This window comes from Micromonospora sp. BRA006-A (genome assembly GCF_033433935.1).
Lineage (GTDB): Bacteria > Actinomycetota > Actinomycetes > Mycobacteriales > Micromonosporaceae > Micromonospora > Micromonospora aurantiaca.
Genome location: NZ_JANCLW010000001.1, coordinates 698,288 through 712,311, shown reverse-complemented (window position 1 = coordinate 712,311; position 14,024 = coordinate 698,288). Strand labels below are relative to the sequence as shown.

The window sequence follows — 14,024 nt, the reverse complement described above, 5'->3', positions numbered from 1 at the left end:
GGTCAGATGTGAGCTCTCGCCCCGAAGGTGTACGTCAGACGCGACGGGATCGGTTCTTGCCCAAACCAGCAGAATCGAGCCCGGCCCGCGCTGACCCGTCTCGGCGCGCCGTCACCGGACATACGCGCTCGGCGGCGCGAACGGATCATCCTCCACGCTCGGGAACCGGCGGCCCACCCGTTGCGTACTGTCGCACGGCCGCGCGGGCGGCCAGCGGGCCGTGCGGGCGACGCGCGTCCCGCCCGTCGAGGAACGGAAGAACGCTGTGAAGAAGCTGCCCATTGCTCTGGCCGCCGCGTCGGTGGCTCTCACGCTAGCCGCTTGTGACAGCTCGACGACGTCGGATGCCGCCGGTGCCACGACCGCCCCGGCCACGTCGAGTAGCCAGGCGGCGCCGCTGCCCTCCGGGCTGGCGTCTCTGGATCCCATCCCGTCGCCGACGGTGACGCCGGAGCCGATCAGTCTGGCCGTCCGCAAGACGACGGTGAAGGGGGTTGAAGCGACCATCGTCACGATCAACGGCTTCACCGCGTACCGGTTCGAGGCTGACGAGAACAAGCCTTCCAAGGTCAACTGTCTCGACGACTGTCTGGTGACCTGGCCGCCCGCACTCACCGACGGCAGCGAGGTCAAGGTGTCCGGGATCGATCCCTCGCTGGTCGGCACGGTCACGCGGGCGGACGGACTGCGGCAGGTCACGCTGCTGGGCTGGCCGCTGTACAAGTTCGTGGACGACAAGGCACCGACGGACATCCTCGGGGAGGGCGTCGGCGGCAACTGGTCCACAGTGAAGCCCGACGGCAAGCCGGTGATCGTCAAGTCCGGCCAAGCCTGAGAATCCTGACGACCGCCTTCTCTCGGTGCCGGGTAGCGACCACCGCTGCCCGGCACCGCCGTATGTGCGGGTGAGCGGCGGCTCTGCCTCCGTAGCGGCGGTTGGTGATGGGCGCAACCCTAGGGAACCAGTGACACGTGTCGTCCCGTACTGACTGCCAGAAGCAACCCCATCGCAAAGGCAGGCAATTCATGAAGCTCTCCTCGACGCTGCGCAGGGCGACGGTCGCGGCGGTGACGCTGACGGCGGGGATCACCACCGTTCTCGGTGTCAGCGCCCCCGCTCAGGCCGCGACCTTCACTCAGCTGAAGAACAACAGCACCAACCTCGCGCTCGCTCCCGCGGGCTTGGTCTCCGGCAGCGTGGTGATCCAGCGCAAGCTCAACAGCGGTGATCTGCAGCAGCAGTGGAACGACAAGGTCGGCAGCGACGGTCTGCACACCTTCGTGCTGCGCTCGCAGATCAAGAACGGCACGAAGCTGGTCTCGGGCTGCCTCGATCTGCCGACCGACGTGCTCGCGCCGCAGCAGCAGTCCGGCGCCAAGGTGGTGGTGCGGCCCTGCGACGGCACCAACTCGCAGAAGTGGAAGCGGTTCGACGTCAATGGGTCGCCGGCGTTCAACCTGGAGAACCGGCTGTCGCAGATGAGCCTCGACGTCTCCGGCCGTACGGAGTTCACCGCCGCCATCCAGAACAGCACCTTCGAGCTCACCCAGGACTTCGTCAAGTCCGGTCTGGCCTTCGGCTGACACCGGGGCCGCCGGCGGCCAACGGGCACGGCTCGCGGTGTCACCGCGAGCCGTGCCCGCGCCTTTTCGGCAGGGCTTCGCGCTGCGGCGTCGGTACGCAGAATGTCGACCGGGACGGCGGCCGCGGCTCGCCATCGCCGCACCCGCTGGGCAGGTGGGGCGGGAGCACAGTCAGACCTGCGCTGGCGCGTCACCGAGCCCGGAGCCCTCCGCCCATCGGGTGCCCGGGGGCTCCGACCAGTACCGCAGCACCTCGGCGAAGCGGGCCGAGTGGCGCGCCACCTCCCTCACGGTACCGAGATGAGAGTGACCGTCCTGTAGCAGGAGCACCACGTCGGCTCGGAGGGCGGAGCTGACGTGGTGCGCCACCACGATCAGGGTTCCGTGGCGCTGACGAAATGCCGTCTCCGCGCGTGCGGCCGCTGCGGAATCGAGGTAGGCGGTGGCCTCGTCGAGGATGATCACCGCGGCGTCGGACAGGTAGGCGCGGATCAGGCAGATCAACTGTTTGTCGCTGTGGCTGATCAGGTCGACCTGCACTTCCGCGTCGAAGCCGCCGAGACGCTGGCGCAGAAGGCCAGCGCCGAGGGCGTCGATGGCGGCATCGACGTCGGCGTCGGTTGCCTGCGGGGCAAGGTAGGTCAGGTTCGTGCGGAGACTGCCGCGCAGGACGTAGGGGTGTTGCGGCACCAACAGGAGGGCGTTGCCGCACGAGGACGAGCCCCGGACCGGCTGGCCTCCGACAGTGACCGCTCCGGTGTCGGGCGGTGTCAGACCGGCGATGATGGCGGCGAGGGTCGACTTGCCGGTGCCGCTCTCACCGACAATGGCGAGATGGGCGTCAGCGGGGAGCCGCATCGTCAGGTTGGTAATAATGGGCGCGGCGCGACGGGAGTGGCGGTAGCTCACGTTGATCGCCGCGACATCGGTGCTAGTGGGGGTGCGGTCTCGGGAGGACGGCGGCGCAGGTAGGTCGGCGCCGAAGTCGGCGAGTCTGGCGGAGACAACCCGCAGTTCGACTCCCCACGTGCCGACGGTGCCGACGGTCGCGCGTACCGCGGGGGCCACCCCGGTGACGAGGACGGCGACCGCGCCGGCCAACTCCGACGTGCTGAGCTGTCCGCTGGCGATCAGCCAGGGAGCGGTGATCAGCAGCCCGATGATCGGCAGGTGCACGGCGATCAGGGGCACCAGCGTCCGTAGTGCCGTGAGTCGCGCATGGCGTAGCGCGGCGACGCGGGCGGCGGATATCGCGCTGTCGAGGAGGTGGCCGGCGCGGCCGCGTGCCCCGCAGGCGTGGATGTCACGGATGCTGTCGACCGTTGTCTCGACGGCCGTGGCGAGTGCTTCCGCCGTGTCCAGGTCGGCCCCGTGGGCGTCGGCCACCCGACGGACCATGAGGTGGAAGACCACCGCGGCGGCGCCGACGGGCACCAGCGCGGCAGCCGCCACACCGGCATCGAGTGCCGCGAGGCCGAGCAGTGCTGCGGCCAGCCGGAACAGCACCGGCCGCAGTCCCCTTAGCAGCGCGTTGCACAGCAGCCGAACCGGCTCGACCTGGGTGTCCAGGCGGGCGGCTGCCGCTCCGGGCGCGACGGTGCGCCCCCGCACCGCAGCCGCCAGAAGCAGGGTGACCATGCGGGTTACCAGTTCGTCGCGTAACGGTTCGATGAGGCGAGCCATGGGTGCTGAGGAGGCACGCATCGCGGCCGCCGCCGCGGCGAGCGTGACGAGTTGCACGCTGAGAAGCGCCACGCCGAGAAAGGGCCGGTCGGCGAGGAAGCCTCGGTCGAGCGCGCGAGCGAGGAGGAGTCCGGACAGCAGAGCCGGCAGTGCCTCAATACAGGAGAGAACTGCTACAAGGATCGCGTCGGCCGGTCGCCGCCGCACCTGGGCGGCGATGAGCCGCGTGGTGATTCCGGCCATCAGCCGGTGTAGAGGCGGCGGTAGTCGGGGTCGTCGGTGAGCCGGGCGTGGCTACCGACGCCGCGGACCTGGCCGCGATCGAGCCAGACTACGAGGTCGGCGTGGGCTGCCGTGCTCTGCCGGTGCGTGATCACGATGAGTGTCCGTTGGTCGAGTTCCGTGGTGATCGTTTCTAGGATGCGGGCTTCGGTGAGGCTGTCCAGGCCTGTGGTGGCGTCGTCGATGATGAGTACTGGTGTGTTCTGGGCGACCGCCCGGGCGATGCCGAGGCGTTGACGTTCACCCCCAGACAGCACCAGGGCGTCCAACGGCGTGTCGTAGCCGTCGGGCAGGTGCCGGATGAAATCGGCGGCGGCGGCGATGCGGGCTGCCCGCTCGACGTGGGATCGGCTGGCTTCGCGGGGGCAGCCGTAGGCGATGGCTTCGGCGATGGTGGAGCCCAACAGCCGCGGATCCTCGAACGCGTACGCGGCCAGGCGCGCGCGTTGCGCCTCGTGGAGGTGCCGCAGGTCGAGGCCGTCGATCTGGACCGTGCCGCGGTCGGCGTAGATCAAGCCGCCGAGGGCCGCGGCGAGGGTGCTTCGACCGGACCCGGTGGTGCCGACCAGGGCGACGCGGCTGCCGGCCGGGATGTCGAGGGTGATGTCGGCCAACGACGGTCCGTTGCCGGCGGTGACGGTGACCTCACGTAGGCGGATCTGGCCCGACGAACGGGTGGGTGCGTGGTCGTGGTGCGGCGGGCTGGTCGGGTTGTGCGGGACCGGTGGGGTGATCTCGTCGATTCGACGGGCTGCGGCGTGGGCTGCGGCGAGGACGCCGAGCAGGTCGGTTCGACGCAGTAGCTGGCTGGCCAGGGCGCTGTAGCCGGCGGCGGTGATGAGGTCGGTGGCGTGAAGCCTCCCCGCGGACACGCCTATCCCCGCGGCGATCAGGACACAGACCTCGACGGCGCCGACCAGCGTTGCGTTCTGCCAGCCGTAGCGGGCCTGGGCGAGCCAGAAGCGGACGCCGGCCTGATGCATGTCGTGCAGGGGCCGCAGGACTCGGGTGGTTTCTTGCCGCAGGGTATGTGAGGCGCGGATGGTGGCGGCCCCTCGCAGTGCGTCCACGAGGTTTGTGGACAGCTCGGACTGGCTGCGTCGGTAGGCGAGGGTGGTGGCGTGCAGGTCGCTGAGGTTGCGGTGTGCGAGGTGGATTCCGGCCGGGACGGCGACGAGGCTGACGGCGAGCAGCCTGGGGTCGAGCAGTGTCAGGCCGACAAGCCCACCGGCGGCGGTGATGAGGCCGGCGGCGCCGGAGACGGCCGCGGGGACCGCGGCGCCGATGGTGGCGGTGTCGGCGACGAACCGGCTGACGAGGTCCCCGCCGGAGAACGCGTGGAGCTGATGCGGTTCGCGGTCAAGCAGATGACGAGCCATTCGGCGGCGCAGGGCCGCGCTGGCGGTGGCGCTGATCATCGACGAGGCCCACACGACGGTCAGGGAGCAGAGCGTGTCCACTGTCAGCAGCGTCGCTGCGACGGCCAGTGCCCGGCCGCGTGTGCCGTCGATCGCCGCTTGTACGGCTGCTGCGATGTGCGGAGGCACCGTCAGCGCCGTGGCGGTGGCGCCTAGTGCGCCGGCGACCAGCAGGGTGTTCTGCCACGCGGTTGCGCCCAGAGCGGTGCGGAACAGGTCACGGGCGGTCGTTCGCCTCGGCATGTCAGGGTCCGGTTCTGCGGGTGCGGACGGGTGGCGGCACCCGTTATCTGGCCGTTGTGGTGTGCCGCCACCCGTTTCCCTTACTGGTCGACGGACTCGGTCGTGCCGATGCACGTGATGCCGCCGCAGTGCGCCGAGGTCTCCTCCTCGGCGTCGAGAGTCTGCAGGTCGTTGATGTCGATCATGTGGTCACCTCCCTTCGTCGGTAGGCCGGACGGCGGTGTTGGGCGCCGTTGGTCCAGGCACCCAGAGGCGGTCGCCGCCGTGGTGCAGGCGTAGGAAGAACGCGGCGGCGCCGGCGGCGCCGGTGCCGTAGTCGGCGTGCCGTGCCTCGCCGTCCTCTCCGGGGGGAACGAACAGTCCGTCGTCTCCCCCGGCACGGACGGCGAGGCCGGAGGCGAGATCGGTGGCCCAGTGGCGGAACCGTTCCTGGGTGGTGAAGTCGGCCATGTCCAGCAGAAACTCGCCGTCGCCGGCCAGACCGTGACAGGCTGATGTCGCGGCACCCCAGCGGGCGCGCCAGACGGCGACTGCGGCGGCTTCGCAGAGCCTGAGGATCTCGGGGTCCTCGTTGTGGTGCCATAGGCGGATCAGGAAGGTGCCGATGCCCGACGATCCGCTGCACCAATGGGTCAGTCTGCTGGGCTCGTCGCGGCGACGGTCGATGGGAAAATAGGCGGCGCCGTTGTCCAGGTGGGCGGCCCGGCGCAGGGTTCGTCCGGCCTGCTCGGCGAGCGTCAGCCATGTCGTGTCGTTGGCCGCTCGGCCGACGGCGAGGAGGAACGTCGCGATCCCGGCCAGGCCGTGACCGTATCCGTAGTGGGCGCTTCCTCGCAGTGCGCTGTCGAAGGCGGCCGAGATGGGCCAGGTGACGTCGTCTGCGTCGATGTGGGCGGCGGCGGCGATCTGCTCGGCACAGGCCACGGCCCGGGTGAGCAGTTCGGCGTCGCCGGTGACCTGCCAGGCGTGCAGCAACGCCGTCCCGGCGCCGCTGATGCCGTGGCACTGGTCCGGGTTCGGACATTGCGTGGGCAGGTCGAGTAGTGCCTCGACTGCGCGGGTACGCAGTTGCGGGTCGTTGAGGTGGATGGCGGCGTCGAGCAGAGCCCACGCCGTGCCGGCTCGGCCGAAGTAGAGGCCGGGGAGCACGCGGGGCTGGGTGGTCAGCCGCGACGATATCCATCCGGCGATGTCCGCGATCGTGTGCGGTGGCACGTCCAGGCCGTGGTGGGCTGCCCGGGTCAGGGTCGCCAGGATCCCGGCGGCGCCTGCCTGAACGGCCAGCGGGTCGGCGCGTGTCAGGGTGGCACCGACGGGAAAGAGATGCTCGGCATCGTCGGTGTGCCGGCTTCCCAGCAGGTATCGCACGGTGTCTCTGGCCATCCGCCTCGGAGTGGGTGCCGGCACGTGCGTGAGCGCTGGTGCGGAGGCGGCGGTGAGGAGACGCTCGATGCGGTGTCGCGCCTGGTCGAGTGTGGGGCGCGCGTCGGGGCTCTCGGCCATGAGGTCGACAGCGATCTCGCCGAGCCCGGCGATGGGATGAGTGCCGACGCTGGTGCCGATCCAGGTGAGCAGGCGCTGCCGGGTGGTGGCGTGGTTGGGGGCGAAGACCGGTGCCGTGCCGGTGACGAGGCAGAACAGGATGGCGCCGAGGCTGTGCCGGTCGGCGCTGAGCTCGGGTGCCGGGCCGTGGTAGGCGCTGCGGCGTTGCTCGGGGGCGACGTGGCCCGGCGTGAACACACGTCGGACGGTCTGTCCGGGACGGGCCAGGTACTCGAGGTCCACCAGCCGTGGGCCGGACTCACCGAGCATGACGTTGTTGACGGAGAGATCGCGTAGGACGTAACCGCGTTCGTGCACGGCCGCCACGGCGTCGACCAGCGATAGCGCGACGGGAACGGCGGTGTGCAGGGTCAGCGGCCCGTCGCAGGCCGCGAGCTGCTCACGTAGCCACTGCGCGAGGACCACACCGGCCACTTCCTGCTGCACGAGGAAGAGATCTCCCTCCTGCTCGAAAAGGTCGACGGCCTCCGGCACGAGTCCGGTGTCGCGCAACGCTTGTAGCGCGTCGTGCTCGTTGCGCAGGGCGTCGCGGACGTCACGCCCGTAGAGGTCGGCGGAGACGTGCGGGCGCGCCTGCTTGATGACGACGCGTTCACCGCTCCGGCGGTCGGTGGCCCGGTAGACGCCACCCTTGTAGCGGTGTCGGATGGCCTTGGTGACCAGGTAGCGGTCGTTGAGCAGCACGGTGGCGGGACGGGGCGATCGCGGACGGTTGACGGCAACGGGAACAGGCGGCGCCCAGGCGGGCGGCCTGAAGGAGGCCCCGCGATGGTCCTGTTCGAGCCGGCCGTCCGGGGCCATGAGCATGGCGGTGACCTCACCGTCGTTGCTCAGCGTGCGCACGCCTCGAAAAGCGCCGTAGCGAAGGTGGACCAGGCTGCCTGGGCGTAGTCGCTGGTCTGACAGGACACCCGGACCAGGTAGCCCGTGGGTCGCCTCGTCCAATGCGTGCGCGAGGCGTCGGCACTGCTCGTCGTCCACGGGATAGATGGTCAGAAACTTGCCGCCCGAGCCACGATCCTGACGCGCGTCGATCAGGTCGGCGAGCAGTCGCGTGGTGCGCGCGAACTTGAACGCGGCGGGATCGGCTCGCAGGATGTGGATCGCTCGGGCCAGGACCACGGGCGCCGATTGCGGTGTTGCCGACAGGTGCAGCTTCCAGCCCTGCAATCGGGCTGTGGCATGTGCGGGCCGGGCATGGCACCACAGTTTCGTGTGCTCCAGCCGCCACCATGTCATGCCGAGCATCGAGGTGGCGATGGCGTTGAGGATTTCGTCGTCCGCTGCGACCACCATGGTGCCACGCCTCCATCCGCTCGAGTCGGAACGATCTTGCCAAACCCGATCTTCATCGCGAATCGGTGTAAACCCTCAATGGCGCGCTGACCCCTTCCTGCGCCTGTACGCAACTGTCGGCCGAACGGTTCCCGTCGTCGGCCGCGATCAGCGCAGTCGCGCGGGCCATGCGGCGGACCGTGGCACACACGACGAGCCAGGGAACCAGTCTCGGCTCCCAGCCCGTACTGACCAGGCATGTGTCCGTTTTGCAGGTGGCCGAGGGGGTGAAAGCCGTGCGCGTGGTGCTTCTCGCGTCGTTGCAGGAGTTGTCCGCCGACGCGGACGCGGACCCGACGGGCATGACTCCGCTGGTCGTGGATGAGCGTATGGCCACCGTCCTTGCCGGAGGCGCGGCACTCACGCGCGTCGACCGCCGCCATCGGCCCGCCTGGTACGAGTTGCTCACCCGGATCGCGCTGGCTGCGGACGACGTTTCCGCCGCGCGGGACTGGGCCCACCGTGCACAAGAGGCTAGGCGGACGGTTCCGACACCCCGGGCCGAGGGATTCGCGCTGCTCGCGGCGGCGCAGGTGGCTCTGCGGCTGGGCAGGGCCGCCGAGAGTGAGCGGCAGGCGTGGGCCGCCGCCGGTCTGCTGCAGAACGACGGCTTCGAGCACGACGCTGTGCGGGCCCGCCGCCTAGCCACGTCCGCCGATCGCGTACTCGCCGTCGGCGGGCGGCGCGAGGACGTAGTTTCGCCGGCGCGTGCGGCAGAGCGGCGTCCCCTGCCGAAGCAACGGCGAGTTGGCCAAAGGTCTGGTGTCGGCGAGCCAGGGACCTTGACCGACCTCAGCGGCCGGGAACGACAGGTCGCCGACCTGGTGGCGCGCGGTTCGACGAACAAGGCCATCGCCGAGGAACTGTTCCTGAGCGTGAAGACCGTCGAGCGACACCTCAGCCGCATCTTCGACAAGCTGGGCCTGCACTCCCGAGCCGCGCTCGCCGCGATGGTGGGTCGTGAGGACGGGCATCCCGCTCGGACCGACCGCACATAGGGCAGCACTGACGTCGCTGGGGCGCATGGCCGGAGGTGACGTTCCTGCTCTCGCTAGTTCGCCGGTGTCGATGTGTTCCATGCAACACCCCGCACGCACAACCACTCGCCATCGATGATGGTCGCTCGGCTTATTGGCGGGCGGCCAGCTCGACCGTCGCGGCGATGTGACTCCGCGCCGCGGCCATCGTTGGCGGGATCGACCGCCGGGACATGCCGGTGAAGATCCTGCTCAGAGCCGCCGCCAGCCCGAGGGCCGCCACCGTCGCCCTCGACATGACAGTGGTGCGAGCGCCTGGCCCCGAGAGCCCTGACACAGGGTGTGTTCTGCTGCGAGGGCGGAAGCAGGCGAACCGTCATCCGCGGCCGACGCTGCCCGACGTCGACCGAGGTTGAGGGTTATCCCTAATGGATGAAGGCATCCAGATGAGGGAATCTACTGCCGCCGGCCGCCCGAGGCGGTGACCGGTCGATTACCGCCGAGCCCTCTGTCCGCCCTTCCTGATCAGCCTGGCGAGATACGTCTCGCACGCCTCCCGTCCCGCACGGATCGGGCAAGAGCTGACCAGTCCAATCAAGATCCGCGCAGCACCTGACCTGCCGTGACGCCTTGACACCTCACTCCGTCGGAATTGCGGAGGTCACCGACGGTCGGGCCGACGATGTCGGTCCACCGGCCACCGCCACCGCCCGCGCGGGCGCTCATCCGTCTGATCCCCCACGCCCCTCACAGAAGGCTGCCGATCATCATGCGATCGCGAGAACCAGGACTGCTCGACTGGCTGCGCCATCCCTCGCCCGAGCACGGCGTGAGTTTCCTAGACGACAACGGGAACTGGGCCTGGACGGCCTACCATCGCTTGGCTCATGCCGCGCTTGCCCGTGGCGGTGAACTTCTGCAGTGCACGGGACCAGGTCAACGTGTCCTGATCACCCACCCGACCGGGCCGGACTTCGTCACCGCCTTCTTCGGCACGCTCGCAGCCGGCTGCACTCCGGTGCCGCTGAGCCCGCCGCAGGCACTCGGCGGCACGGCTCGCTGGGTCAGTCACGCCGCGCACGTCATCCAGACGGTCCGGCCCGCGCTGATCCTGACCGCGGAGCCGTACCGACAACTGCTCGAGGCCGCCTCGCAGGAAGCCGGGCACCACAGCGGCATCCTGACCGCGCCTCCCACGGCCCCGGCAGCCGGCGGGCCGCAGGACGTGGCCGAGACCGCATTGATCCAATTCACCTCCGGTTCCCGCGCCGCAGCACGCGGAGTTCCGGTTTCCGCCGCCAACCTCGAGACCAACATCCACATGATCCACCGCATGCTGGGCCACTTCGACACCGTCGGGACGAGTTGGCTTCCGCTGTATCACGACATGGGGCTGGTTGGCGGTTTCCTGCTTCCTGTCGTGCTTCAGATGCCGCACCAGATGATGCGGCCCGGCCAGTTCATCTCGGCACCCATCCGCTGGCTCGCGCAGTACGGCCGCGGCACGGGACAGGTGATGGCCATGCCCAACTTCGGCATGGACTACGTCGTGAAGAGAATCCGCCCCGCCGACCTGGAGGGGATGGACCTCACCGGCGTCCGTACGGTGATCACCGCCGCCGAGCGGGTCCGCCCCAGTAGCGTCGCCTCGTTCTACCGCCTACTGGCACCGATCGGACTCCGCTGGGAGACACTACGGCCCATGTACGGCCTGGCAGAGGCAACACTCGCGGTGACCGGTGCTCAGGCCCGCCGGGTGCCCCGCATGGTCGGCGTCAAACGCACCGGGGAGCGCTTCGGTCAGGCCGTGGAGGTCGGGGACGTCCGCGAGGCATCCGAACTCGCCCATCTCCCCAACGGCACAGACGAGCCGTTGGTCTGGCACCTCAGCTGCGGGCAGCCCTCCCCGGGCACGGCCGTACGCATCGTGGACGAGCACCTCGCGGCCCTCCCGGACGGCCATGTGGGGGAGATCGCCGTGGCGGGCCCCTGCGTCGTGCACGGCTACCTGGACCAGCGCACCACGGGAACCACCCGCATCACCAAGGACACACTCCTGACCGGCGACGCCGGCTTCGTCATGGACGGTGACCTGTTCGTGCTCGGCCGCATGGGCGACTGCATCCAGGTCAGAGGACGCAACGTCTTCGTCGAGGAGGTGGAGGACTCCCTGTTCACCGCCTTTCCCTCGTCGGCCCGGCGTAGCGTCGTCGTCGCCGGCTACCGAGATGGAAATCCGCAGGTCACGGTCCTCACCACCCAAAGCGTCGGTGTCGACGTCGCCACCGCGATGCTCGACACCCTGATCAGGCACGTCGGCTCCGACGTCGACCTGGCGGTCGACGTCGTTCCCCGCGACCTGCTTCAGTTCACCTCCAGCGGCAAGCCGCGTCGCGCGTCGATCTGGCGTGCCCGTACCGAGGGCGACGTCACCGTCACCACCCTGGCCGTTCACCACGCCACTGGGGTCGAGACGGCAGAGACCGGCCTGCCCGGTCGCCACATCGCGCTCACTGGCAGCCAGCGGTGAGCGGCATGCTGTTCGACAACGGCGTCGACACCCCGGAGGTGTCCGAGCACCGCGACCTTCTGCGCACGCTCATCGACACCCACATCCGGCCAACACTCACCCACGCCGAGAACGCCGGCCTGTTCCCTCGTGAGGTGATGACCCACCTGGGTGCGGCCGACATCATCCGCGACCGGTGGCGGGGCCACCATGGGGATCGGGGCAGAGCGGCTCTCCTCCACGAGGAACTGGCCGCTGCCGGTTGCGGCGGTGTCGCTGTCGGAATCAGCCTGACCCTGGAGACCGTCACCGGCATCCTCCGTCGCTTCGCCCGAGGCCCCGCGCAGATGCAGGCGCTGGACGGCCTGCTCGACGGTCGGCTCGTTGGATGCCTCGGTGCTTCGGAACCGACGGGCGGCTCCGACCTGCTCGGAATGCGCAGCACGATCCGTCGGGACAGCGACGGTTGGCAGGTACGGGCCGAGAAAAAGTTTCTGTCACTCGGGCAGGTCTGCGACTTCGCGCTCCTGCTGTGTGGTGCGCAGGACAGCGACGACGACCCGCACGCCGCGCGGCCGTTGACACTGGTGATGGTCCCTCGTGACGCCCTGCGAATCGTCAAGCCCCTATCGAAGATCGCGACCTCGTCACTCGACACCACCTGGATGCGCTGCGACACCTGGGTGCCGGACGACGCAGTCGTCGGCCGGGTCGGGCTCGGCCTACCAATCATCGGCCACGGCCTCACCCATGAACGCTATGCCATCGCCGCGCAGGTGCTCGGTCTCGGTGCCCGCGCTATCGGCCTCACCGCAGCCCACCTGCACCGCCGGCAGCAGTTCGGGCGTCCGCTGGTTCAACACCAGGCGCTGCGGCTACGGCTGGCCGACCTCGCCGCCCAATTGACCACGCTTCGATACGGCGTCTACGGGGCCGCCGCCACCGGCGACGGCGCGCTCGCCGTGCGCGACGCCGCCGCGCTCAAGGTCACCGCCACCCGCATGGTCGAGCAGGTCACGCAGGAGTGCATGCACATGTTCGGCGGGGCCGGCTACCTCACCGACGAAACGCCGATGGCCCGCCTCTGGCAGGAGGCCCGTCTCGGCCGGATCGGAGCCGGCACCGACGAGACCATGTGGGAACTCGTCGCCGGCGGCATCCAACCCGACTTCGAATCGTACCGCCGCGAGGTCGACCTGACTCCGCCTAACCTAGGAGCCATCAATGCCTGAGCACCCCACTCACCCGCTGCTCACTGTCGCAAACTTCGTCGAGGTCTTCCAGACCTGCTATCGATCCGTCACTCGAATCGACCGCAGCGTCGCGCCAACCGATCGGCTTCAGGACCTGCGCATCGACTCGCTGCACCTCATGGAGATCCTGGTCGCACTCGAGGAGCACTACCGGATCCGCCTCGTCGACAACGAAGAGGTCGCCCGCGTCGAGAGCGTCTCCGAACTCCATCACCTCGTCGCCCAGCAACTCGAAGAGAGGGCTGAAGCCGCGTGATCACCACCGACCACGCCGCGACCCTGGCCGGCACCTGGGCCGGATTCACCGTGCGGCTCGCCACCACATCTGACGACCTACAGGCGGTCGTCGCCCTCCGGCGCCGGCTCCGCCGCCACGACGCCTTCTACGATCCCGACGGCGACGCTCTGCGCGACGCCGTTTCCTACGTCTGGATCGCCGAACGCGACGGAGACCTCGTCGCCACCGGGCGGGCCATCCCCTTCGCCACCGGCGCCGCCAGGTCGCTTGAGATCGATGCACCCGTGGCCGACATCGGCGTGGACAACTCCTTCATGGAGATCGGCGGCCTCGTGGCGGACCCGGGCAGAGGGCTTCTCGCCGGGCAAGCGATCATGCGACTCGCCACCGCCTGGATGGCCCACAACACCGCCTGTCGACGGGTCTTCGGCTTCTGCCGCCAACCCGTCACCGTCTTCTACCGCCGGCTCGGCTTCGCGGTCCGCCCCACCCCCTTCGTCCCGACACGCAGCACCGTATCGGGCATCCCACTGTTCCTCATCCACCGCGACCTCGCCGCACCGGTCTGACACGGCCCGTCGACCTTCCACCCCCGAACCCGGCACACGATCACTCTCAAGGAGAAACTCATGGCAGCCACGAGAAGACATCCACGCGCCGCACTGATCACCGGGATCGTCGCGGCGAGCTTCCTCCTCACCCCCACCACCGCCGCCGTTCGGCCTATGGCGATCATGCCGGAAGGCGATGGCTGCGACACCTGCCTGTCTGATGTCACCCCGGTTGAGACCCCGGCTTCAACAGCGCGTAGATAAGGCCCGATCCCGACCTTCCCGACGGCCCGGTGCGCGCGACTGAACACTGCGTCGCTCGCGCACCGGGCCCTACGGGCGGCTGCGGCTCCCTCCCCTCGCCCATTGCAGTCGACGGTGCGATCGG

10 protein-coding genes are annotated in these 14,024 nt (G+C 69.5%); 7 read left to right on the top strand and 3 right to left on the bottom strand.

Features of this window, described 5'->3' with window-relative positions; all coding sequences use genetic code 11:
• Positions 1–265 precede the first annotated feature (265 nt).
• Positions 266–835 carry a hypothetical protein gene (locus NMK34_RS03530; protein WP_318332178.1) on the top strand — a complete coding sequence of 190 codons (570 nt, stop codon included), beginning with the start codon at positions 266–268 and terminating at the stop codon, positions 833–835.
• Positions 836–1,026: 191 nt separating this feature from the next.
• Positions 1,027–1,584, top strand: coding sequence for an RICIN domain-containing protein (locus tag NMK34_RS03525; RefSeq protein ID WP_123111362.1), 558 nt, complete (start codon positions 1,027–1,029; stop codon positions 1,582–1,584).
• Positions 1,585–1,755: 171 nt separating this feature from the next.
• Here the strand turns inward: NMK34_RS03525 and NMK34_RS03520 are convergent, their stop codons facing one another.
• From NMK34_RS03520 to lanL, 3 genes are all read right to left on the bottom strand, one after another.
• Positions 1,756–3,510 (bottom strand): ABC transporter ATP-binding protein, encoded by a 1,755-nt coding sequence (locus NMK34_RS03520; RefSeq protein ID WP_318332177.1) that lies wholly within the window; start codon positions 3,508–3,510, stop codon positions 1,756–1,758.
• Positions 3,510–5,096 carry an ABC transporter ATP-binding protein gene (locus NMK34_RS03515; RefSeq protein ID WP_318332176.1) on the bottom strand — a complete coding sequence of 529 codons (1,587 nt, stop codon included), beginning with the start codon at positions 5,094–5,096 and terminating at the stop codon, positions 3,510–3,512. The genes NMK34_RS03520 and NMK34_RS03515 overlap by 1 nt, the downstream gene beginning before the upstream one ends.
• A gap of 303 nt (positions 5,097–5,399) precedes the next feature.
• Positions 5,400–8,069: a class IV lanthionine synthetase LanL gene (gene lanL, locus NMK34_RS03510; protein ID WP_318332175.1), complete on the bottom strand. Its 2,670-nt coding sequence runs from the start codon at positions 8,067–8,069 to the stop codon at positions 5,400–5,402.
• A 254-nt stretch (positions 8,070–8,323) separates the two neighbouring features.
• On the opposite strand from lanL, the gene NMK34_RS03505 reads away from it, so the two are divergent.
• The 5 genes from NMK34_RS03505 to NMK34_RS03485 all read left to right on the top strand — a co-directional run bounded on the left by NMK34_RS03505 (position 8,324) and on the right by NMK34_RS03485 (position 13,654).
• Complete coding sequence (locus NMK34_RS03505; protein WP_318332174.1) at positions 8,324–9,106, top strand: helix-turn-helix transcriptional regulator; 783 nt, start codon at positions 8,324–8,326, stop codon at positions 9,104–9,106.
• 748 nt (positions 9,107–9,854) lie between these two features.
• A complete protein-coding gene (locus NMK34_RS03500) occupies positions 9,855–11,615 on the top strand; it encodes an AMP-binding protein (RefSeq protein WP_318332173.1) in 1,761 nt (586 codons plus the stop codon).
• A gap of 5 nt (positions 11,616–11,620) precedes the next feature.
• Positions 11,621–12,826: an acyl-CoA dehydrogenase family protein gene (locus NMK34_RS03495; RefSeq protein ID WP_318332172.1), complete on the top strand. Its 1,206-nt coding sequence runs from the start codon at positions 11,621–11,623 to the stop codon at positions 12,824–12,826.
• Positions 12,819–13,103, top strand: coding sequence for an acyl carrier protein (locus NMK34_RS03490; protein WP_318332171.1), 285 nt, complete (start codon positions 12,819–12,821; stop codon positions 13,101–13,103). The genes NMK34_RS03495 and NMK34_RS03490 overlap by 8 nt, the downstream gene beginning before the upstream one ends.
• Positions 13,100–13,654 (top strand): GNAT family N-acetyltransferase, encoded by a 555-nt coding sequence (locus NMK34_RS03485; RefSeq protein WP_318332170.1) that lies wholly within the window; start codon positions 13,100–13,102, stop codon positions 13,652–13,654. Before NMK34_RS03490 ends, NMK34_RS03485 begins: the two co-directional genes overlap by 4 nt.
• Positions 13,655–14,024 lie beyond the last annotated feature (370 nt).

What these genes read in the sequence shown, in the direction of transcription:
- NMK34_RS03500 (WP_318332173.1), top strand. Translation starts at nt 9,855, where the DNA reads ATGCGATCGCGAGAACCAGGACTGCTCGACTGGCTGCGCCATCCCTCG.
- NMK34_RS03520 (WP_318332177.1), bottom strand. Translation starts at nt 3,510, where the DNA reads ATGGCCGGAATCACCACGCGGCTCATCGCCGCCCAGGTGCGGCGGCGA.
- NMK34_RS03490 (WP_318332171.1), top strand. Translation starts at nt 12,819, where the DNA reads ATGCCTGAGCACCCCACTCACCCGCTGCTCACTGTCGCAAACTTCGTC.
- NMK34_RS03525 (WP_123111362.1), top strand. Translation starts at nt 1,027, where the DNA reads ATGAAGCTCTCCTCGACGCTGCGCAGGGCGACGGTCGCGGCGGTGACG.
- lanL (WP_318332175.1), bottom strand. Translation starts at nt 8,069, where the DNA reads ATGGTGGTCGCAGCGGACGACGAAATCCTCAACGCCATCGCCACCTCG.
- NMK34_RS03495 (WP_318332172.1), top strand. Translation starts at nt 11,621, where the DNA reads ATGCTGTTCGACAACGGCGTCGACACCCCGGAGGTGTCCGAGCACCGC.